Origin of the sequence: Pseudoruegeria aquimaris (assembly GCF_900172235.1) — a bacterium.
GTDB classification, from domain to species: domain Bacteria; phylum Pseudomonadota; class Alphaproteobacteria; order Rhodobacterales; family Rhodobacteraceae; genus Pseudoruegeria; species Pseudoruegeria aquimaris.
Genome location: NZ_FWFQ01000017.1, coordinates 18,894 through 37,407 on the forward strand (window position 1 = coordinate 18,894; position 18,514 = coordinate 37,407).

Consider the following 18,514-nt stretch of genomic DNA (forward strand, 5'->3'; position numbering starts at 1 on the left):
GTCATCAAGCCTTCGGTTCGGACTTCGTCTCGGTCTTGGCCCCGCCGCGCGCGGCGGCGGCGGGCTTGGCGGGCTCGGCTGCATCGGGATCGTCGATCTCGACCTCGACCACCACGAGGGCGGGCTCGGCCTTGAGCTGGGCGATCTGCGCCTTGGACAGGCTGGCCAGCGGGTGATCGACGGGCGAAGCGCCGTGCTCGATCCCGGCGCGACGGAAGCCGTCGCGGCGGGCGGTGATGCGCAGCGCGGGGATCTTTGCCATGGTGCCTCTCCTTACAGCCATTCGCAGACGAGCAGCTCGGCGGTGCCCCGGTAGACGTTGGTCGCCCCGGTCGCATCGCGCTCGGCGTTCAGAAGCTCCAGCCCGGCCTCTTCCAGCGCGGGCGGCACCACCAAGAGGCGCGGGCGCAGGCCCAGCGGGCGGCCATAGTCGCCCTTCATGCCCATCAGCGCGGTGCGCGCGGCCTTGTAGTTGGTCTTGTCCAGCGGCTGCTTGCTGCCATAGGCGAACTGCCAGAAGCCGAAGCCCACGTTCGAGCGGCCGTCGACGCCGTAGCGGAAGGACTTGCGCATGAAGACGTTCTCGTCCTCCTCGCGATCCTGGCGCACGAAGTTGTAGTCCTTGCGCACCTGGTAGAGGATCGGCTTGAGCGCGCGGCTGTCGTCGATCAGGAACCAGGCATCGCCCGAGCCGCCGCCGGTGTTGGACACCGAGGTGACCTTGCCGTCCTCGTCGAGCACCGGGTGATCGGTGTCGAAGAAATACTGGCCATCGTAGCAGGCGGTCGAGAAGCCCTGACCCAGCAGGCTGAAGACCAGCTGGTTCGGATGCGCCGCCGTCGAGCGGCCCATTTCCTCGAAGAGCGGCGAATAGACGCCATAGGTGTCGTCCTCGATGTCGTCGCGGCTGACCTCGATCGTGCTTTCCCAGGACTTGTTCTTGATCGAGTAGTCATGCGCCTCGATCGACTTGATGACGCGGTCCCCGATCCACTCGCGCAAGTTGGGCGTCTGGCCGAGCCAGGCGTATTTTTCCTCGCGGGTGGTGGACGGAACGCGCGTGGCAACGCGGCTCCACTGCGGGTCCGCCTGGCCGAGGCCGCGCTGGAAGGCGGCGCTGTAGCCCGTGAACAGGCGGTCAAGATTGGCCTGATTGATGATCATGTGTAGCCTCCTTAGCCGATCGAAACCCAGACGCCGTGTGCATCGACGTCCATGATGCGCCCGGCTTTCGAGCGCGAAGCGGTGCCATCGGTCTTGGCAACCGTCTGGTCATCCACGATCCAGGCATCTGCGCCGACATCGGCCAAGGTGATCTCGTCGGCCCCGGCGGAATTGGCGAAACGGAACACGCCGGTGCGCACCGGCACAGTCACGTCGCCCGCGCTGCCGCCGCTGTTGTCGGCATGGGCATCGGCCCGGCCGACCGCGACCAGCCCGATACCGGTGGCACCGGGCTTGGCGACACCGGCATCGAGCACCACCAGCGAGCCCGCGAAGATGCGGGTCGCGGCGGCCACCGGGAACTGGAAGTCCTTGCCCGAGCGTTCGGGCGTGTTGCGATCCTTGGTCAGCGCGGCCATCAGACAGCCTCCTTCTTGCGCATGGCGGTGAACTCTTCAGGCGTCAGGCCCATCGCGGAGCAGACCGCCAAGTCGTCGGCATCGAGGGTGCCGTTGTCGGTCTCGACCTTGGCCCCCGGCTTCGCGCCGGGCATCAGGATCGCGGGCTGGCCTTCGAGGAACTTGGCAAAGCCCTCGGGGTCCTTGGCGTGATAGGCCACGGCCCAGTCGCGGTTCGCGGGCGGCACCTTGCCGCTCTTGATTGCCTGGTCGACCACGCCAGCGGCGCGCTCGTCCATCAGCGTCTTGACCTGCGCCTGCAGGCTGGTGACCACCTCGATCGGGGCGAACTTGTTGGGATCGGGCGCGCCCGCATCCTTCTTGCCCAGGGCGGTGACGGCCGCCTGGACGGCGGTCGCGGTCGCGGCGGGATCCTCGGCGGGCTCGACACCCGCCGCCTGGGCCATGGCCGCGATGGCGTTGGCGGCGGCATCGGCGCTGGTGGCCAGCGCGGTCACGCCCGACACCACGGCCGCGCGATCACTGTCCTTGGGCAGGCCGAGGGCGGCCGCCAGTTCTGCAAGAAGCTCTTCCATGTCATCTCCTTCGGACTGGAGCTTGGGTTCCTGAGCGGCAAGCGCCGTCAGATGAAGGTTGGGATTGTTGGTGAGGCCCGCGCGCAGGACGGCCTTGACCTCGCCCTTGCGGGTGTGAAGGAAGACCGGCGAGATGTAGCGATACTCGCGCGCGGCCACGGCCGCCGCACCCTTGTCGGTCCACTGGACCTTGCCCCAGATGCCATCGGCGCGCGCCTCAAGCGCGACGATCCATCCGGCGGCGGGCGCGGTGCCCCCCACATTCTTGACCGCCGACAGATCGGTCTGGTGGTCGTAGTCGATCACGCAGTCGAGGCCGTCGCGGGTCGATGCCGCGATCACCGCCTCGGCATCCTGCAGCACATACGGACCCCGACCATCCCGCCCGGCGAACTGCCCGGCAGGGATCAGATGCACCCATTCCGGGGCCCGCCCCGAAGCGCTCCCCGTCAAAGGGGCGGCATGGGTTGCCAGCATCAAGGTCATCGGTGGTTCTTGCCCTTTTTCGTGACGATCCGGCTTGATTGCCGACCGCTCTTGGGCAAGCTTTAAGGATGCAGGCGGATGGTCACACCCGGACAGATGTCCCCCGCAACCGGACCCGGCGCGGCGCGGGTTGCGGATAGACCCTGCCCCCTTAGATCACGGATCGCCATAGACCCCCCTTAAACGCATTTAAGGCGCGTTTAAGGACTTCGGACGCCCGGAGGGTGCGGACAGGACAGGAGGCCGCTCCACGGCGCTCTGAGCGCGCTCTGGGGCCATATGGGGTTTTGCGCCCCTCACGGGCGCGCCGGACGCATGTCGCGGATCTCGACGCGGCCGTCGCGGGCCTCGACCTCAAGGACATATCCCGCGCCCTCGATCGTGGCCCCGGCCTGCGATGTCGTGACCGCGCCCGCGTCGATCGCCGCCTGGGCGCGCCGCCAGTCCTCGGCCGTGAGCGTGCCCGCCAGGCGCTGCGCCGTCTCGGGCGGAAGCGTCACCGTCTCCAGGCTGCCGCCCAGGCGCTGCCCGCCGGTCGCCACGGGATAGCCCGCGCGCCCCGCGCCGGGCGAGCGCAGGAAGCTGTCGAAGGCCGGGCTGCGGACCAGGCTGGCGATGGTCTCGCGCGCCAGATCGGGCGATGCAGCATCGAGCTTGGCGGCCGTGGTCGCGCGCAGGTGGTCCATGTTGGACCGGCCCACGTTGTAATCGAACCCCGGATCCACGCCACCCGGCACCTGGCGCACCTCGCCGGTGCGCCGGTTCACCCAGGTGCGGGCGGGCGCACTGGGCGGATCGGAAGGTGCCAGGCCGCGCCGGGCGATGTCGCGATCCGAGAGCTGCTGGACCGTGCAGCGGCAGTTCCAGCCATTGGGCGGCGCATGCTGGTTCCACCACGGGTCATCCCAGCGCAGCACCGTGTCGTGCCAGCGCCGGTGCTGGTCGCGCGTCCGGTCATCGAGCACCGCGACATAGCGCAGCCAGGGCCGCCGCTCGGCCACCTGCTCGATGCGTTCCCAGCGACCGGCGGCATAGGCCATGCGCAGGTTCGTGTCGTAGATGATGCGCAGGCGGCGGGGCGAGCCCAGCTGCACATCGCGGGTCTCGCCGGTCAGCGGGTCGGTCATCGCCTGCCGCCCCCACCACCCGCGCTCCTGGAGGAGCGGCGTGAGGCGGCGCTCGAACTCGCGCAGGGTGATCCCCTCGGAGATCGCGGCATCGACGGCGCGCCGGATATCGGTGAGCAGATCGAGGCAGGCAACCTTGGCCACGGTGAAGGCGCGCGAATGCTCGTCGCGCTGCATGTCACGCCAGTCGAAGGTCAGCTCGTAGCCCTTGCGGCGGAACGCCTCGACCGCTTCCTCGGGGGCCAGCGCCGTGAGGTCAATCCCCGCCAATGTCCGCCTCCACCTGGCCTGCCAGCCGCGCGCTGAAGCTGCCGCGCAGAAGCATCTCCTCCAGCGCGGCCGTGTCCATCTCCGCGATGATCGTGGCCAGCCGGCCGCGGAGCTCTTCCAGGCTGCCCGCCTCGTCCATCAGCCGCCGGATCGGGTCGACCATCGGATCGACCACTTCGCGCCAGTCGTCGGCCATGTCGTCGGCCAGGGCGTCGAGCGCATCGGGGGCGGCCGCATGGCAGCTGCATCCGGGCGCATGGCCATGTGCCTGCAGCGCGGGCGGCGGTGCGGCGGGCGGCGGCGCGGCATCGGCGGCACCCATCGGCCGCAAGACCTCGCCATCCTCGTCGGGATCGGGCAGGCCCATGCGGTCGCGCACCACGCTCTGCTCCACCTTCAGCCCCCGGTCGACCAGGAGTCCGAGCGCCTCGGCAAACTGCTTGGTGTCGATCGCCACGGGCAGGCCGATCGAGATCCGGGGATAGCGCTTCTGCGGCCCCCGGTTGAGGTCGATCAGCGGACGGACGATGTCGCGGTTGAGCGCGCTGGCCAGCTGGCGGGCATCGGCGCGCATGATGTCGCGGCGCACATCGTCATGGACGCGCGCGGCCGCCAGCGATCCACCCGAGACCTCGGTGGTGAGCGTCTGGCCCAGCACCGCTTTCGACACCTGCTTGTCGAGCCAGTTGGCCAGCTTCTCGTAGATGTCGGTGCCGGTGCCGCCGCCGGACTTCGCGGCTTCCACGAACTCGATCATCATGTTCGACGGGATGATCGCGGCCGCGTCCGACCCGATATTGGCCACCGCGCGCAGCAACACCTCCTTGTCGGCCTCGGTCGCGCCGCTGTGGTACTTGCCCACGCGCAGCGGCTGGCCATGGACCTCGATATAGGTGATCCAGTCCTTCAGGTCGTAGTTCTTGAAGAGATACGCCCAGGCGGCGGCGCGCGCCAGCCCGCCCCGGATCGGCAGACCCGACTTGGCGGCGGCGAAATGCGTCACATACTTGAAGGGCCACAGATCCTCGGCCCCCGACAGGCCCTTGAGGTAGAGCGTCTCGCCGTCTTCCCGGTCGAACTCGAACCAGCGCTGGTCGCGGCGCTTGAGGCGGGCAGGCCACCATTGCCGCTCGGACATGTCCCAGATGATTTCGGTGACCGAGAAGCCCTTGCCGATCGCGTCGAGGATGTCGAAGACCTCGTCCTCCAGCTCCTCGCGCCGCAGCCAGTCGCGGATCAGGTCCGCGTTCTCGATGTCGGCCGCCTCGTCCGAGGCGCTCTCGACGGTGATCTCCAGCTGCGCCACCGCGCGCTTGCGGGTGCCCAGCACCGACAGATAGTGGAGGTCCTTCTCCTCCATCTCCTCGGCCAGCTCCAGGTAGGCGGTGGCGTCCCCCTGTTCGGCCATGCGCAAGAGCCGCGTGAGCTTGGCGGGCGTGAGCCCCTGAGCCGGGTGCCCCGACAGGATCGAGCGCACCCCCGAGAGCGTCGGCTCGGCCTGCTCCTGCCGCAGGCGCGTCAGATCCACCGGCCGACCATACTGATCCAGAAGCCTGGCCATTACCACGCACCCTTTCTTGCAAAGCGGGCGGTGCCCGCCCGGTCATCATGATCGCGGTCCCCGGCGCGCAGGTCCGAGGCGGCGCGGTAGCCGTAATCGAAGCTCTCGGCCTGGGTCGCCGCGTAAAAATTCATCAGCGCCACGGCGGTGTCGGCATGGCGCTTGCCGCCATCGGTGCCCTTGGTGCGCACGTCGCGCGGAACCTTGCCCACGCCGCCGATCATCGTGATCTGGCGCAGGTCATCGCGCACATCCCGGTCGGCCGGAATGAAGATGGTCCGATCCTCGAAGGCGCTCCTGAAACCGGGCGTGAACTCGCGATGCCAGGCATCGGTGGCGATCAGCTCGGTGATCATGTCGGGGCCGAACTTCTGGCGCGCCTCCTGGGCCAGCGCCATGCCGTTGCCGTTGGCGTCCAGGATGCCCTTCTGGAACCGGGGCAGGCGATCCACGATCCAGTAGAGCGCCTGCTTCTGCTGGTCGTAGGGGCATTGGCGCAGCTCGACGATCAGCGGCACATGACGCGACAGGTCCTGCGCCGTGTATCCGATCACGAAGGACGTGCGGTCCTGGCGCATGCCGAAGTCCTCGCCCAGGGCGAAGGGGCCAAGCTCGGGCGTGAAGGTCTTGATGACCGGCGCGAGCTCGCGCTCCAGCCAGTCCAGCATCTCGGCGCGGCGGTATTGCTCGGGAAGGTCCAGGAAGCCCGTCGAGGGGGCCTCCCAGCGCTTGACCACATAGTCGGCGCGCGATGCGGCCTCGATCCAGGCAAGCGGCAGAAGGACGCCCTCGCCCTCGCGCGGGATCGCATCGAGCTCTTCGCGCATGGCCTCGACCCGCGTCCCGTAGGAGCGGCGCACACGGGCGTACCAGTCGCGCTTGCCCTCGGGCGTGGCCTCCCAGCCCCGGATCAGGCAGACGCGCTCATAGAGCCCGTTCTGGACCGCGTCATCGAAGGTGATCCGGTGGATGCGGTAATCATAGCGCCCCTCGCGGGTCTCCTTGATCAGCTCATTAAAGGGGTTCAAAGCCCCGTTATGGGTCGAGATAATGCGGATGACGCCGCCCCAGATCAGCAGCGCGTTGCAGGCGTCGATCACGGCCGCCACGTTGCGGTGGAAGGCCGCCTCGTCGATCACCACCCGACCCTGAAGACCCCGGATGTTGGCGGGGTTCGACGACAGTGCCGCGATCTGGAAGCCGCTGGCAAAGCGTATGCGGTAGGAATTGATGAACCGGCTGGTCCCGTCCGGCTGCTTGTCCTCGAACAGGAACTCCTCGATGTCGACCAGCTCGCGCGCGATCGACTTGGCAAAGCGCGCGCAGACCGAGATGAACTCCAGGCCCTTGTCCTTGGTGTCCCCGATATACCAGGTGTGATCGCCCCCGGCCGCGCGCGAGGCGGCCGCGATCAGGGTGCTGTCCAGCGCCTCGGCAAAGGTGACGCCCGTCCGGCGTCCCTTCTCGGCCAGCTTGAGCGGCGACTGATCCTCCACCCAGGCGCGCTGATGCGCCATGAGGATACCCTCGGCCAGCGGGTCGAGGTCCTCGGGCGGCAGCATGCCGGGGATCTGGTCATCGACCGGGCTGCGCGGTGGTGCGTCATGGATGCTCGGAAGCTCGGCCATCAGCTTGCCCGGCCCACGCCCAGGAAGCCGCGCCGCAGCTCGGCCAGCCGCTCGGGCGACAGGCCCCGCTCGCCCGCCTCTTCGGCGGCGGCGACAGCCTCGTCCAGCTTGCGGGCAAACTCCTTGCGCACGAGCGTCTCGCGATCGACGTCCTGCTTCGATGCCTGGACGAGCTTTTGCAGGGCTGTTGCCATCTGCATCGCCTCGCGCGGCTCGAACTCGGCCCGCTCGCCCTCCTCGGAGATCATCAGCCGGGTGACCAGGCTGTGCATCAGCTCGATGTTCATCTTCGCCGCGCGGCTTTCGGGCGCATCGCCATACTGGCGGACCAGCGCCTCGGCAACCGCGCGCGATCGCCTGATCTCGTCCCCGATCTTGTCGAGCTGCTTGACGTGGCGGCCAAGTGCCGAGCGCGAGACATCGACATCGAGCTCGCGCAGCTTGGACAGGATTTCGTCGATCGTGCGGCCCTGGCTGCGCAGATCGGAGATCAGCTCGCGCAGCTCACCGGGCAGGCGCTGGATCGTGGAGGGTCGGGCCATGCTTACCTCCGCGCATCCGGGACCTTGATCCCTTCGACCTCGATGTCGCCGCTCACGACATAGCCGCCGCGCTCGGTCAGCTCGACCACGAGGAGCGTGTCCTCAAGCCAGTCGAAGGCCAGCAGGTGGCGGGCATGCAGCCATTCGAGATCGGCGCGGATCACGTCGCGGGTCACGCCCTTCACGGGGCGGAAGCCCTGCCGGACGCCCTGGTAGACGATGTCCTCGCTGGCGCTGCCGCCGATCTCGGACAAGAGCTGCATGATGAACAGCCTGCGGTGCTCCGCGATGAAATCCCTGTAGCTCACTTGATGCCCCTCATAAGCCAGTCCTCGATCCGCGCGACGGATTGCGACAACCCGATCAGCTGCTGGGTCTGGACCTTTTCCGCGCCGGTCAGGGCCGCGATCTGCTCCTTGAGACCGGCTAAATCGTCTGCATCCGGCAGATGCTTGATGTCACGCTCCATCAGATCGACGCGCCGCCCGAGCGTGTCGAGCCGTTCGGCCTGGACCGCGATGTCCTCCTTGGTGGCCATCGACCGGGTCGCGGCCCGGATCAGCCAGCCCGCCGCCGGGATGAACACCACGTTGAGAAGCGGAAGCCATTGCAGGATGTACGTCAGATCCATGCCTCACTCCTCGCGCCCGAGATCGTAGGTGCAGGCGGCGGCAAGCCCCCTGATCAGCACCACGCCCGTCTGCACGGACGAAGGGCCGCCATCGCTGACCAGCGAGGCGGCATGGATGCGGGCGGGCTGCTCAAGCCCCTGGCAGATTGCCTCACCGCTCGGACCCGGCATCTCCGCCGGACGAGAAGTCGCGCAACCAGCTGCGAGCACCATCACCGTCAAGTGGCTTGCGATCCGCTTCATCAATTCGTTCCCTTGTTTCGACATAGTTCTGCAGCCGCGCGGCTTCGGCCTTGGTTTCCGCTTCCTTCTGTCCCTCGCGCCGTCCGCTGGTCTTCGCCAGCTTCCAGGTGCCCCCGATGCCCACGATCAGCCCGAGGATCAGGGTGATGATGTCAGGCAGCCAGCTCACGAGCGCGCCCTCCCGAACACCAGCTGGTACTTCGGCGCGCGCCGCTCCAGCCAGGCCCAGAGACCGAAGACCCAAGGCATGACGATCATCGCCAGCTCGACAAGCTGGTCAGGCGCGTCGAGACCGATCCGGGCGACCAGCGCATCCATGTCGATCTGCAGGACATGCGCGACCACCGTCGCGACCAGAAGCAGCTGCGCGTAGAAGGACCGCGCATGCCAGGCGGGAAGTTGGGGAAGGGGCGAGGCGCTCATCACTGATTTCCTTCGAGCCATCGGGTGACGTTGAAGCCGGGGCAGGCTTTGGCGGCGTACTCGTTGTGCCCGCTCACGCGGGTGATCGGGGTGCGCATCGAGATCGCCTGGATCTGCTGCTCCAGCGTGATCCCCTGCCGGGCGGTGAAGTGATCCGAGAAACGGTCGGTGGCGGCGCTGCCGAAGCCGCCGATCAGGCAGATGCCGATCGTGCCGCTGTTGTGACCCTGGACATGCGCGCCGACCTCGGTCTCGGGGCGGCCGGGCAGCATCGAGCCGTCGCGGCCGATGATCCAGTGATAGCCGATGTCGCGCCAGCCGCGCGCCCGGTGCCAGACGCGGATTTCCTCGACCTGCTCGCGCAGGCTGTTGTTGCCCATCCAGTCGGGCCGGGTGGCCGAGGAATGGATCACGATCTCGCGGACAAGGTGGCGCGCGCGGCCCTGGCGGATTTCCGAATGCGCCGAGGGGGCCACCTCGTCGAGGCTGTGATTGCGCTGCGCCTGGAACTGGGCGCGCGCCGCCTGGGTGCGCGGGCCGTCCAGGCCATCGATCGGGCCGGTGTCGAAACCGCTGGCCGCCATGATCGCCTGCTCGGCGGCCATGCGCTGGCGCGCGACATTCCAGCTGGCAGCGCCCGGCACCGCGATCGCGCGCAGCACGTAAAGCAGCGACAGCAGGGCGGCGCGGGTGCGCGACCCCCAGACGCCATCGATCGGGCCGGGATCGTGCCCCAGCGCCTTGAGATGTTTCTGGATGTCGAAGATGGTCATGATCGGGTCAACCGCTGCTGTTTCGCACCCGGCTACCCTGTCATCGCGTGGTGGTCAGTTCCGACCCGGACAGCTGTCCGGGCTCACGCCCGCCATGGCTCAGCTTTCGTCAAAATCGTCTTCGGCGCAAGACTTCTCTTCGCCGTCCAGTATGGAGAACAGGTCCATCTGGGCATCCGACACCCGCGTCCGGTAGCGGCGCACCGTCCTGATGTGGCACCGCAGGGCGCGGGCGATCTGCGCCTCCGAATGCCCCGCCTCCAGCATCTGCATGATCCGGCGCGCCATCTGCTGGCGGCGCCCGCTCAGCCAGAGCGGCACCTCCAGCGCACCGGGACCGAAGCGTTCCAGGATCGATGCGGCGGCCTCCATGCCGACCGATTTGACCAGGACATGCTCCATGTCCAGGGTGCGCCGGATGTAGATCTCCGTGCCGCCGTGATCGCGCGCAAGGCGCGCCGCCGCCTCGATCCCGGCGACCTCGGCCACCTGACGCAAGGTCGGGGGCAGTCCGTCGAAGGGATCGTTGCGGTCATCTCTCATCGTAAAGCCCTGGGTTGATCCCGCGCACGGTATGTACGAGCGATGCCTTGCGCGCCCGCATCCGGTAGGCGACACGCGCGGTCAGCGTCCCCTTGCCGGTGCGCCAAAGCCCCGAGGTCGGGCAGATGCTCCAGCCATTGTCGAGCAGCTCGCGGTGATTGCCGATCAGCGCGGCCGCGATGCGGTCGAACGCCTCGGCATCGATCGTGACCCGGTAGGACCGGCACTTGCGGCGCGTCATCTCGAAGCCCTCCGCTTGGCCAGCTCGCGCCGCTCCCATGCCTTCAGCGCCTCGGTCACCTTGCGGGCATCCTCGGGGGTCAGCCATTCGGGATTACCCACGCCCTCGGGGCGTTCGGCCGAGGCGGTCATCTTGGCCACGAAGGCGCGCAGACCGGCGCGGGTCGGGTTGTCGGGGATCCCGGCGCGGCACATCGCGCCCCAGATCGCAAAGACCTTGCGGACATGCGGCTTGTCGGAGGGCTTGAAGCTGCGCGCGCCATTGCCGCTCTTCGCGCCCCGCGCGCGCAGGGCATCGAGCACCTTGGCGCGGGCGGGCTCGGGCATGGCGCGGATCGACCGCTCGCCGGTCACCTGATGCAGGAAGTCGCGCCAGGTCTCCTCGTCCTCAAGTCCCGGCACCTGGCGGCGGCTGGCATGGATGGCCTTGATCGCGTTGCTCATGCCGCCACCGCCAGCACAAGGATCACCACAAGGAATACCAAGGCGGCCGCCGCCATGCCCGACAGCATCCAGCCATAGCAGCGCGGCGGGCCGAACCGCCCGGCCCAGATCGTGGTTCCGAAGACGACGCCACCGGCCGCGATCGCGGCCAGCGTGACGACGCCCGTCAGGTGGATCAGCTGGTCCATCTCTCGTCTCCCGTGTTGGGCTGGCTCATCAGTGCGGGGGTGCCCTTGGCCCGCAGACCGCGATGCGGTTTCGCCGGTGGTGCGGCCCGCCTTTCGGCAGGCCGCCAGAGTGCAGGGGGTCAGATGTCAGAACCCGAAAGCGGGCCGGAAGCCGATGCTCGTGACCGCGTCCGAACGCGCGTAGAGCAGGTAGAGGGCGAAGACGCCAGCATTGCCGCCGTCGGTCCAGCTGCCCCCACGGATGGCGATCGTCTCGCGATCCTGCCAGCGCCCCCAGGCGTAATCCGGGATGATCGCATCCTCGCGATCGTCCGAGACCTCCGAGGGCAGGAACAGGAGCGACAGGTTGAAGCCCCGGTCCTGCTCGGTGTGCAGATCGGTCGGGAACCCGTCATCCTTGCCCGGCCCATAGGCCACCCCGGTGTTGACCCAGGCATCCGGGCCGGGAAGCAGATCGTGCCAGACCTCGATCACGCCGCCCGAGGTGACCCGCAACCCGTCGACGAACTGCCAGACATTGCCCCACAGATCGTGGATGCCGCGCCAGGCGGCCCCGGTGCTGCCGGTGGACTTCACGCCGTCACCATCGACATTGCCGCGCGCAATGGCGTCCTGCATGTCCGGGGTGCCCATCTCGATCAGCGCCAGCAGCTGGATCGCCGCCTGGTCATAGACCGACCACATGCGCCAGCCCTGGCCGAGCGCCTCGCATCTGCGCCGCGCCTCGTCGATCGTGATCGAGGTCCAGGGCGTCTGCCCTGCCGCCACGCCGATCTTGCCCGCCTTATCGGTTGCGAGATACTTGGCCACCCGCAGCACCGCCACGGCGCGCCCATCGGCGGCCAGAAAGGCCGGGTGCAGGTCGAACCCCTCGCGGGCGCGGGGGCTGACCCACCACAGGCGCTCGTCGCCGCGCGCCTCGAAACGCACCCAGAACTTCGGGATCTCCACCAGGTGCAGGCCCTCATCGGTCACGATGTCGCGCAGGCCACCCCAGATCGGGTGGGTGTCGAATGCCTCGGCAGTCATGGGCAGGGTGTCGCCCTCCAGATCGATCCGCCGCCAGCGGCCCTCGGGGCCAAGGGCGATGCCCACCACCTCGGCGCGGACGATCCGCGCAACCTCGTCCATCGGCACGGGTGTCGCGCCCCGCATCCACCCCGTCGCGCTGTCGGGTCCGTAGGTCAGGGCGGCATCCTGCCCGCTGACAAAGCGCCACATGTCATGGGCATACTCGATCGCCTCGGGCAGCTTCGCGCCTGCCAGCGCCTTGTCCAGAAGCTCGCGGCGCAGTTCGATTTCACTGATGGTCATGATCATTCTCCGATGGTGGTGGCGGGGTGACGGGTCGGGGTGGCCTTGGCCCGGACCTGCCGGACCCAGTTCCGGCAAGCGCCGTAGATGCCGGTGGTCGAGCTGGCGCGCAGGCCGAAGGCCCGCAGGACGCCGCCCTGCCAGTCCTGGTCGAGGCGACCCTTGGGGTCGGCGCTCGTGACCGCCGCCTCAAGGGCAGCGATCGCCTTCTCATAGGCACCGGGGTCATCATGCCGGGACGGCGCGCCCGCCTTCAGAAGCGCGTCCAGCCGGTCGGCCAGCGCGAGCGCGGGGGCCATATCAGTCGCGCGGCCCATCACGCGCTCGCCAGATCGATGGTGATCGGTTCCCAGCGGGCGCGGGGATTGTCGCGGCGATAGAAGCGGACGTATTCCTTGGACCCGATCACGCGGATCGCATCCGACAGGGCGTCCATGGCGGCGCGCCATTCCGGGTCGCCATCCTCGACGCGCATGCGGCGCAACTGGAACAGGGCCGAGCGGTTGATCCGCCCCTCCTTGTCCACCTGGAAGGCATGCTGGATCAGGGCGCGCACCTGCGCGTTCGACCCCTCGGACCAGCGCGAGATGCAGATATCGACCAGCTCCTTGGCGGCCTGCAGCTCGGGGCCGAAGGTGATCTGGTCCTGCACCTGCACCTTGACCTGCAAGGTGCCGTCGAAGCTGGTGAGGGTCACATTGCCCTTGGTCCCGCCCAGGCGGCGGCCGTATTTCTCGTTCATCAGGTCCACGGTGGTGGCGATGTCGTCGAAGGTGTGGCCCCGGAAGCGGCTGATGCGCGCCGAGAGGTCCTCGGCAAAGGCGCAGATCTTGCGGACGGTCTCGTCCATCAGCAGATCCTCGGGCTTGATCGCGTCGATCGGGACCAGACGGCCGCCGGTGTCGCGCATGTACTTCTCGCCCTGCAGCTCGATGATCCCGTCAGACGGGGTGGCCGCTGCGGCCGGGGTGATGTCCTGTTGCTGGTTCATGGCTCTCTCCTTGAAATGCGGCTCGAAGGCCGGTTGCGCGGGGGGTTGAGGGGGATTGATGCGGCTGGCCGACAGGCCGGGCCACGCGGGGGCGGTGCGGGTCCAGGCGGACCACGTTCGTGCCGGGGCGCGGCACATCCGGCAGCGTGACGCTGGCAGGGATGATCAGGTCCTCGATCAGCTCGACCCGGTCGGCCACGTCGCGCAGGATATCGCGGGCGCGCGCGGCGGTCGCCGCATCCACCCGGCCCTTGTCGATCTGGCCCGACAGGCAGGCGACGACGCTGCGGATTTCCTCGGACAGCGCGGCCATCACTCCTGCCCTCCGAGATTGGCGCGTGCCTGGCGCAGGGCGGCCAGCGTGATGTCGCCGCCGCTCGCCATGGCCGCCAGCGCCAGCACCTTGCTGGCCCCGCGCAGCGCGCCGGGCTCGGCCGCGACCTCCTTCAGAAGCTCGATCTCGGGCGATCCCTTCACGCCCCAGGCGGCGGCCAGCGACTTCACGTCGCCCACGGTCGGGCGCGGGATGAAGAGGCGCATGCCGATGCGGCTGAAGATCTGCGCGAACCGCATCGAGCGGTTGCCGCCGGTCAGCCGCGAATAGACCTCGGGGTTGCCCGCGAACACGAGGCCGATGCCGGTCGCGTCATGGATCGCGATGCGCAGCTCTTCCAGCGCGGCGGTGGACAGGTGCTGCGCCTCGTCGATGATCAACAGGCCCCGCGTCCCCTCGATCTTGCGGCGGATGGCGCGGGCGATGCGGCGCGCCCCGCCCCCGGCATCGCGCAGCCCGATCGCCTCGGCCACCTCTTCCAGGGCCGGGACCAGCCCGGCGCTGTCGGGCGACATGGTGGCGATCCAGACCGAGGGGTTGGTGTCGCGGTAATGGCGGAAGGACTTGGTCTTGCCGACGCCGGGGTTGCCGTAGATGCAGACGATGTCGCCCGCCATCTGGGCGTAGCTCAGCGCGTTGACCACCTTCTCGGCCGAGGGCGAGCGGAAGAACTCGGGCGGCTCGGGCATGGCGCTCGATGCGGCCTCGCGGCGCTGGCGCGCGGTCAGCCAGTTCTCGATCCGCGCCTCGACCTCGTCGTTGTTGCCCGCATACTTGCCCTGCAGCCACTGGTTCAGCGCCGAGGGCGAAATGCCGATCTCGCGGGCGGCGGCGGCCTGCGACAGGCCATCGGTGTTCATCTGGGCGCGCATGCGGTCGCGCAGGGGCAGCCGGTTGGTGACGTATTCCTCGTCCGGCTCGGCGGTCATCTGGACAACTTGGGCATTCTGGGTCATCCTGAAGGTCTCTCCTGTTTTGCCTGTTTCAGGGGTTCGGCCGGGCGGTGTGGCGCACCACCGGCCGTTTCATTCGGCGGGCGGCAACCCGTTGCGGGCGCGGACGCCTGCTAGCGCCCGCCTCATGAATTCGGCTTGTTCATCATCATCCTCGGCCAGTTCGCTCGGCCGCTGGCGCGCCGCCATGGCCGCGAAGTCGATCACGCCGGGCGCGACCTTGGGCTGCTCGGCATCGCGGGCGGGATCCGGCATCTGCCGGAAATGCGCCGCGACCACGGAACTCGCGGGGGCTGCGGGCGGATCGCCCGCCTCCTCGGCGCGGGCGCGCACGGCCTTGCCGTAAAGCTCCTCGCGCTCCAGCTTCGACATGCGCGTGGTGGCCTCGGCCTGCTTCTTGGCAGCCTTGATCATGCGGGCGCGGTTCTTGTTCCACTCGCGGCCCTTCTCGGTGTCGTTGAAGGCGGTGCTGGTCATGTGGTCGGCCTCGAACAGGTACCGCCCGTCCAGGCTGTAGACATGGATCCCGGCATGCAGGTTCTCCGGGTCGAAATGCGCCACCACCTTGCGGCCCGCCAGCGCAGCGCTGGCCTCGGTCCAGTAGCGGTTCTTGGCATGCGCCCCGCGCCCTGCATTGATCGCTATCTCGCCGGTCTGGCTGACACTGACCACCTCGCGCACCATCAGCAGAAGGCGGCGCTGGCGCTCGGAAAAGCGGCGGAAGGTGATGCTGGCGGTGGCCTCCTCCCATGCCTGGTCGAAGCTCAGAATGCCCCGGCAGGCGGTGGTGCGGCGCTTGGTCTGGGCGTTGTGGCGCGCGACCTCGTGCTCGATCACGGCGCGCAGCTCCTCGTAGGGGATCGCGGTCGCCTTGCTGTAGCCCCGGTCGATCAGCGACGGGTGGGTTGCGACCTTGTCATGCAGGCCGCCGATGCCGAAGGCGCGCTCGATCGGCTTGGCGCCGGGGTTGCCGGTCTCCTTGTCGGGGTTGGTGAAGCGCGGCTCGATCCCCAGCGCGATCAGCAGGCCGACGCCATCGTGATCGCCCTTCTTGAAGCGGCGGCGGTTCTCGGCCCCGGCGGTCATCAGCTTGTTCGCGGCGACCCGCGTGTTGTCGATATACATGACCGTGGGTGCGCAGACCCCGGTCAGGTCATAGGTGGCCAGCCGGAACAGGTCGGTGTTCTCGGTCTTGCCCAGCCGCCAGGCAAGAATGCGGCGGGTGCGCAGGTCCTGGAAGAACCAGGCGGTGGCGGTATTGAGGATCTCGCCATCGGGGAACTCGACCCAGAGCTTGTCGAACTTCAGGCCGTCGCCGTTGACCGCCTCGCCTGCGGCAAAGACCGTCTCGTCGCGGCGCTGCTTGGGCAGGCGGCGCGCCAGCGCCTCCATGCCTTCGCGCATCAGGACCACACTCAGCGGGTCGATATCAGTCTCGACGCGGCGCTCCAGGGTCTTGGCACTGGGGATCACCCAGCCCTCGATCGCGGCGATCTCTTCGAGGCGGCGATAGGTGTCGGCATGGCTCGGGCCGCGCCGGGTCAGGTATTGGCCCAGGTACCAGTCCCAGGCGCGCGGATCGCATTCGGCGCGGTCGGTCTTGCCGACATGGCGCGGGGCCAGCGCGGGCAGCCAGTTGCGCCGCTCGACCCCCTTCACCATCCGCACCCAGCGGCGCACGGTGGCGGGGCTGACCTCGGCATCGGCCGCGACCATCTCGACCGCCGACACCCGGCCCACGCCGCCATCGACCAGCGCCTCGACCGCCGTCAGAACCTTGAGCCGGAACGCGGCCTTGTCTTTAAGGGTCTGCGACAGCTGATCGAAGCTCGCCCATGCCTCGTCCTGCGGGATCTCGGTCGGGGCCGCGCTTGCCGCAGGCTTGCGGTGGCGCAGCAGATAGGCCGCGCGCGCCCGGTCGGGCAGGCTGGAATAGTGGTATTCAAGGCCGCCGCCACGCCCCTGGCGCTTTTGGCTTTTCCAGCCCTCGCGCTTAGCACGATCAATCAAACCGACCTTAGATGTCGGAAGGTCTGGAAGCCCTTGGGATGACCAATCAGCTGCGGTGCGCCACTCGATCATGCCCGGCGCCTCCGCAACCGGACCGGGTGCAGGCGCTTGAGCTCGGCGCGGCGCGCGCGCAGCTCCTCGATCTCCTGGTCGATGAAACCCACCTCGGCCGCAACGGCCTCCTCGCCCACCAGAAGGCGGCAGCCGACCTTCTCGGCCACCAGCGCCAGCAGGTCATAATCGCGCGTGGCCAGGATCATCGCGACCAGCCGCACCACGGAAATCTGATGCGTCTCGCGGCTCTCGGCCGTGTAGGCATCCAGCATGTTCTTGGAAATGTCGTCGCCCAGCATCTCGCTCATCTTCGCGGCCACCTCGTAGCGCGACAGCGGCTGCTCCTTCAGGCTCTGGCTCAGCGCCTGGCGCAGTTCATGATCGAAACCGGCGATCGATCCCGGCCGCACATCGGCGGGGGTCGGGACCACGAAATAATCGTCAAAGGACATCTGGCGGTCATCATTGCCGCCCCGGTAGGCCCGGCGTTTAGCCATGACCGCCCTCCACAGATTGCCGGGCGGGGCGCGCGCTCTCGCGCCGCTCGCAGCCGGGGATAACGTATTGCAGGCCGACCTCGGTCTCCTCGACCGGCCACGACGCGGGCGGATACCCGCCCTGCGCCGCATGGGTGCCAGCCCCTTCGCCACGCCGCCCATCGGGCTGCGGGGTCGCGATCTGCGCAAGGAAGGGGCTGGCGGCCATCATTCGAACACCATCGCGGCGACAAGGCCGATCCAGAGCATGCCGAACAGGCAAAGCGCCCCGATCAGATCCCCGATCCAGTGATCGTCCAGCCGCCGGGCGGCCCGGATCAGCCAGCCCCAGCCCGCGCGCAGGGAGGAGGAAGCGCGCGGGCTGGACGGCTCACACGCTGCGACGGTGGCAGCCGGAGCGCGGAGAACCCCGCCCGACCGGCCCGGCGCGCTTTGCGCTTGGGGCTCGGCCAGGCGGCCCTTACCATCGGAAGCGCCAACAACCGGATGGAGGGATACAATGGAAGAACGCAACAAAGGACTGGAGGCGCGTGTCAGGCCCACCTCGGCGGCGGCCTGGGCGGTGGTCAGCCGCTCGTCCAGCCAGACGCGCCGGATGGCGGCTGCGGGGATCTGCTTGCCGGTCAGCATCACGCGCCCGCCTTGCGCTTGGCGGCCTTGAAGCCCAGCGTGGTGCTGGCCGCGATCTCGATTGCCTCGCCGGTGGCGGGGTTGCGCCCCATCCGCGCGGCACGGTGGCGCGGCGCGAAGGTGCCAAAGCCCTGCAGCACCACGCTGCCGCCCTGGTCCGTCGCTTCCTGCACGGCGCGGGCGAAGGCGTCGATCGCGCGCCCGGCCTCGGCCTTGGTGATCCCGGCGCTCTCCGCCATCGTCTCGGCCAGCTGGCCCTTGTTGATCCGGTTCATCGGTCTTCCTTTCAAGATTGAGAGGGCGGAAAGAGGATGGTGAAGGTGACCGACACGCCCTCGTCGTCGGCCAGAAACGCGACGTCGAAATCGTCACCCCCCCCCGCCGCTTTTGCGGCGGCGATGGCGGCGTCGATCGCGATCTTCCACACGGTCAGGTCCGTGCGCGTCATGCTGTTGAAATCCGGGGTCCCCATGT

The 18,514-nt window shown here is 68.6% G+C and carries 28 protein-coding genes; all 28 read right to left on the reverse strand.

Annotated features, from left to right (window positions below; genetic code table 11):
• Window positions 1-4 precede the first annotated feature (4 nt).
• The 28 genes from PSA7680_RS12210 to PSA7680_RS12345 all read right to left on the reverse strand — a co-directional run bounded on the left by PSA7680_RS12210 (window position 5) and on the right by PSA7680_RS12345 (window position 18,512).
• Complete coding sequence (locus PSA7680_RS12210) at window positions 5-262, reverse strand: HI1506-related protein (RefSeq protein WP_085869002.1); 258 nt, start codon at window positions 260-262, stop codon at window positions 5-7.
• An 11-nt stretch (window positions 263-273) separates the two neighbouring features.
• Window positions 274-1,164 (reverse strand): Mu-like prophage major head subunit gpT family protein, encoded by an 891-nt coding sequence (locus tag PSA7680_RS12215; protein WP_085869003.1) that lies wholly within the window; start codon window positions 1,162-1,164, stop codon window positions 274-276.
• Window positions 1,165-1,175: 11 nt separating this feature from the next.
• The gene (locus PSA7680_RS12220; protein WP_085869004.1) at window positions 1,176-1,583 is read right to left on the reverse strand and encodes a hypothetical protein; all 408 of its coding nucleotides are present in this window, start codon (window positions 1,581-1,583) and stop codon (window positions 1,176-1,178) included.
• Window positions 1,583-2,644 (reverse strand): phage protease, encoded by a 1,062-nt coding sequence (locus PSA7680_RS12225; protein WP_085869005.1) that lies wholly within the window; start codon window positions 2,642-2,644, stop codon window positions 1,583-1,585. Before PSA7680_RS12225 ends, PSA7680_RS12220 begins: the two co-directional genes overlap by 1 nt.
• 296 nt (window positions 2,645-2,940) lie before the next feature.
• Window positions 2,941-4,041, reverse strand: a complete 1,101-nt coding sequence (locus PSA7680_RS12230; RefSeq protein ID WP_085869006.1) for a phage head morphogenesis protein — start codon at window positions 4,039-4,041, stop codon at window positions 2,941-2,943.
• Entirely contained in the window at window positions 4,028-5,602 is a 1,575-nt protein-coding gene (locus PSA7680_RS12235; protein WP_085869007.1) for a DUF935 domain-containing protein, read from the reverse strand. The genes PSA7680_RS12230 and PSA7680_RS12235 overlap by 14 nt, the downstream gene beginning before the upstream one ends.
• Complete coding sequence (locus PSA7680_RS12240; protein ID WP_085869008.1) at window positions 5,602-7,230, reverse strand: hypothetical protein; 1,629 nt, start codon at window positions 7,228-7,230, stop codon at window positions 5,602-5,604. Before PSA7680_RS12240 ends, PSA7680_RS12235 begins: the two co-directional genes overlap by 1 nt.
• Window positions 7,230-7,772: a DUF3486 family protein gene (locus PSA7680_RS12245; RefSeq protein ID WP_085869009.1), complete on the reverse strand. Its 543-nt coding sequence runs from the start codon at window positions 7,770-7,772 to the stop codon at window positions 7,230-7,232. Before PSA7680_RS12245 ends, PSA7680_RS12240 begins: the two co-directional genes overlap by 1 nt.
• Window positions 7,773-7,774: 2 nt before the next feature.
• Window positions 7,775-8,080: a VpaChn25_0724 family phage protein gene (locus PSA7680_RS12250; RefSeq protein WP_085869010.1), complete on the reverse strand. Its 306-nt coding sequence runs from the start codon at window positions 8,078-8,080 to the stop codon at window positions 7,775-7,777.
• The gene (locus tag PSA7680_RS12255; RefSeq protein ID WP_085869011.1) at window positions 8,077-8,403 is read right to left on the reverse strand and encodes a DUF2730 family protein; all 327 of its coding nucleotides are present in this window, start codon (window positions 8,401-8,403) and stop codon (window positions 8,077-8,079) included. Before PSA7680_RS12255 ends, PSA7680_RS12250 begins: the two co-directional genes overlap by 4 nt.
• A 3-nt stretch (window positions 8,404-8,406) precedes the next feature.
• The gene (locus PSA7680_RS18715; protein ID WP_176244132.1) at window positions 8,407-8,574 is read right to left on the reverse strand and encodes a hypothetical protein; all 168 of its coding nucleotides are present in this window, start codon (window positions 8,572-8,574) and stop codon (window positions 8,407-8,409) included.
• On the reverse strand, window positions 8,555-8,815 hold the full coding sequence (locus PSA7680_RS12260; RefSeq protein ID WP_085869012.1) for a Z-ring associated ZapG family protein: 261 nt from the start codon (window positions 8,813-8,815) through the stop codon (window positions 8,555-8,557). Before PSA7680_RS12260 ends, PSA7680_RS18715 begins: the two co-directional genes overlap by 20 nt.
• Window positions 8,812-9,069 (reverse strand): hypothetical protein, encoded by a 258-nt coding sequence (locus tag PSA7680_RS12265; protein ID WP_085869013.1) that lies wholly within the window; start codon window positions 9,067-9,069, stop codon window positions 8,812-8,814. The genes PSA7680_RS12260 and PSA7680_RS12265 overlap by 4 nt, the downstream gene beginning before the upstream one ends.
• A complete protein-coding gene (locus PSA7680_RS12270; RefSeq protein WP_085869014.1) occupies window positions 9,069-9,842 on the reverse strand; it encodes a peptidoglycan recognition protein family protein in 774 nt (257 codons plus the stop codon). Before PSA7680_RS12270 ends, PSA7680_RS12265 begins: the two co-directional genes overlap by 1 nt.
• A gap of 99 nt (window positions 9,843-9,941) precedes the next feature.
• Window positions 9,942-10,385: a helix-turn-helix domain-containing protein gene (locus PSA7680_RS12275; protein ID WP_085869015.1), complete on the reverse strand. Its 444-nt coding sequence runs from the start codon at window positions 10,383-10,385 to the stop codon at window positions 9,942-9,944.
• On the reverse strand, window positions 10,375-10,626 hold the full coding sequence (locus PSA7680_RS12280; RefSeq protein WP_085869016.1) for a hypothetical protein: 252 nt from the start codon (window positions 10,624-10,626) through the stop codon (window positions 10,375-10,377). The genes PSA7680_RS12275 and PSA7680_RS12280 overlap by 11 nt, the downstream gene beginning before the upstream one ends.
• The gene (locus PSA7680_RS12285; RefSeq protein WP_085869017.1) at window positions 10,623-11,069 is read right to left on the reverse strand and encodes a regulatory protein GemA; all 447 of its coding nucleotides are present in this window, start codon (window positions 11,067-11,069) and stop codon (window positions 10,623-10,625) included. The genes PSA7680_RS12280 and PSA7680_RS12285 overlap by 4 nt, the downstream gene beginning before the upstream one ends.
• Window positions 11,066-11,257: a hypothetical protein gene (locus PSA7680_RS12290; protein ID WP_085869018.1), complete on the reverse strand. Its 192-nt coding sequence runs from the start codon at window positions 11,255-11,257 to the stop codon at window positions 11,066-11,068. The genes PSA7680_RS12285 and PSA7680_RS12290 overlap by 4 nt, the downstream gene beginning before the upstream one ends.
• A gap of 126 nt (window positions 11,258-11,383) precedes the next feature.
• On the reverse strand, window positions 11,384-12,571 hold the full coding sequence (locus PSA7680_RS12295; protein ID WP_085869019.1) for a hypothetical protein: 1,188 nt from the start codon (window positions 12,569-12,571) through the stop codon (window positions 11,384-11,386).
• A 2-nt stretch (window positions 12,572-12,573) separates the two neighbouring features.
• Entirely contained in the window at window positions 12,574-12,888 is a 315-nt protein-coding gene (locus tag PSA7680_RS12300; RefSeq protein WP_085869020.1) for a hypothetical protein, read from the reverse strand.
• Window positions 12,888-13,562 (reverse strand): DUF3164 family protein, encoded by a 675-nt coding sequence (locus PSA7680_RS12305; RefSeq protein WP_085869021.1) that lies wholly within the window; start codon window positions 13,560-13,562, stop codon window positions 12,888-12,890. Before PSA7680_RS12305 ends, PSA7680_RS12300 begins: the two co-directional genes overlap by 1 nt.
• Window positions 13,513-13,875: a hypothetical protein gene (locus PSA7680_RS12310; protein WP_085869022.1), complete on the reverse strand. Its 363-nt coding sequence runs from the start codon at window positions 13,873-13,875 to the stop codon at window positions 13,513-13,515. The genes PSA7680_RS12305 and PSA7680_RS12310 overlap by 50 nt, the downstream gene beginning before the upstream one ends.
• Window positions 13,875-14,852, reverse strand: coding sequence for an AAA family ATPase (locus tag PSA7680_RS12315; RefSeq protein WP_085869023.1), 978 nt, complete (start codon window positions 14,850-14,852; stop codon window positions 13,875-13,877). Before PSA7680_RS12315 ends, PSA7680_RS12310 begins: the two co-directional genes overlap by 1 nt.
• A gap of 69 nt (window positions 14,853-14,921) precedes the next feature.
• Entirely contained in the window at window positions 14,922-16,931 is a 2,010-nt protein-coding gene (locus tag PSA7680_RS12320; protein ID WP_085869024.1) for a transposase domain-containing protein, read from the reverse strand.
• Window positions 16,928-17,410 carry a hypothetical protein gene (locus tag PSA7680_RS12325; protein ID WP_139838633.1) on the reverse strand — a complete coding sequence of 161 codons (483 nt, stop codon included), beginning with the start codon at window positions 17,408-17,410 and terminating at the stop codon, window positions 16,928-16,930. The genes PSA7680_RS12320 and PSA7680_RS12325 overlap by 4 nt, the downstream gene beginning before the upstream one ends.
• Before the next feature lie 207 nt (window positions 17,411-17,617).
• Complete coding sequence (locus tag PSA7680_RS12335; protein WP_085869027.1) at window positions 17,618-18,040, reverse strand: hypothetical protein; 423 nt, start codon at window positions 18,038-18,040, stop codon at window positions 17,618-17,620.
• Window positions 18,040-18,315: an HU family DNA-binding protein gene (locus PSA7680_RS12340; protein ID WP_139838634.1), complete on the reverse strand. Its 276-nt coding sequence runs from the start codon at window positions 18,313-18,315 to the stop codon at window positions 18,040-18,042. The genes PSA7680_RS12335 and PSA7680_RS12340 overlap by 1 nt, the downstream gene beginning before the upstream one ends.
• 11 nt (window positions 18,316-18,326) lie before the next feature.
• On the reverse strand, window positions 18,327-18,512 hold the full coding sequence (locus tag PSA7680_RS12345; protein WP_085869028.1) for a hypothetical protein: 186 nt from the start codon (window positions 18,510-18,512) through the stop codon (window positions 18,327-18,329).
• Window positions 18,513-18,514 lie beyond the last annotated feature (2 nt).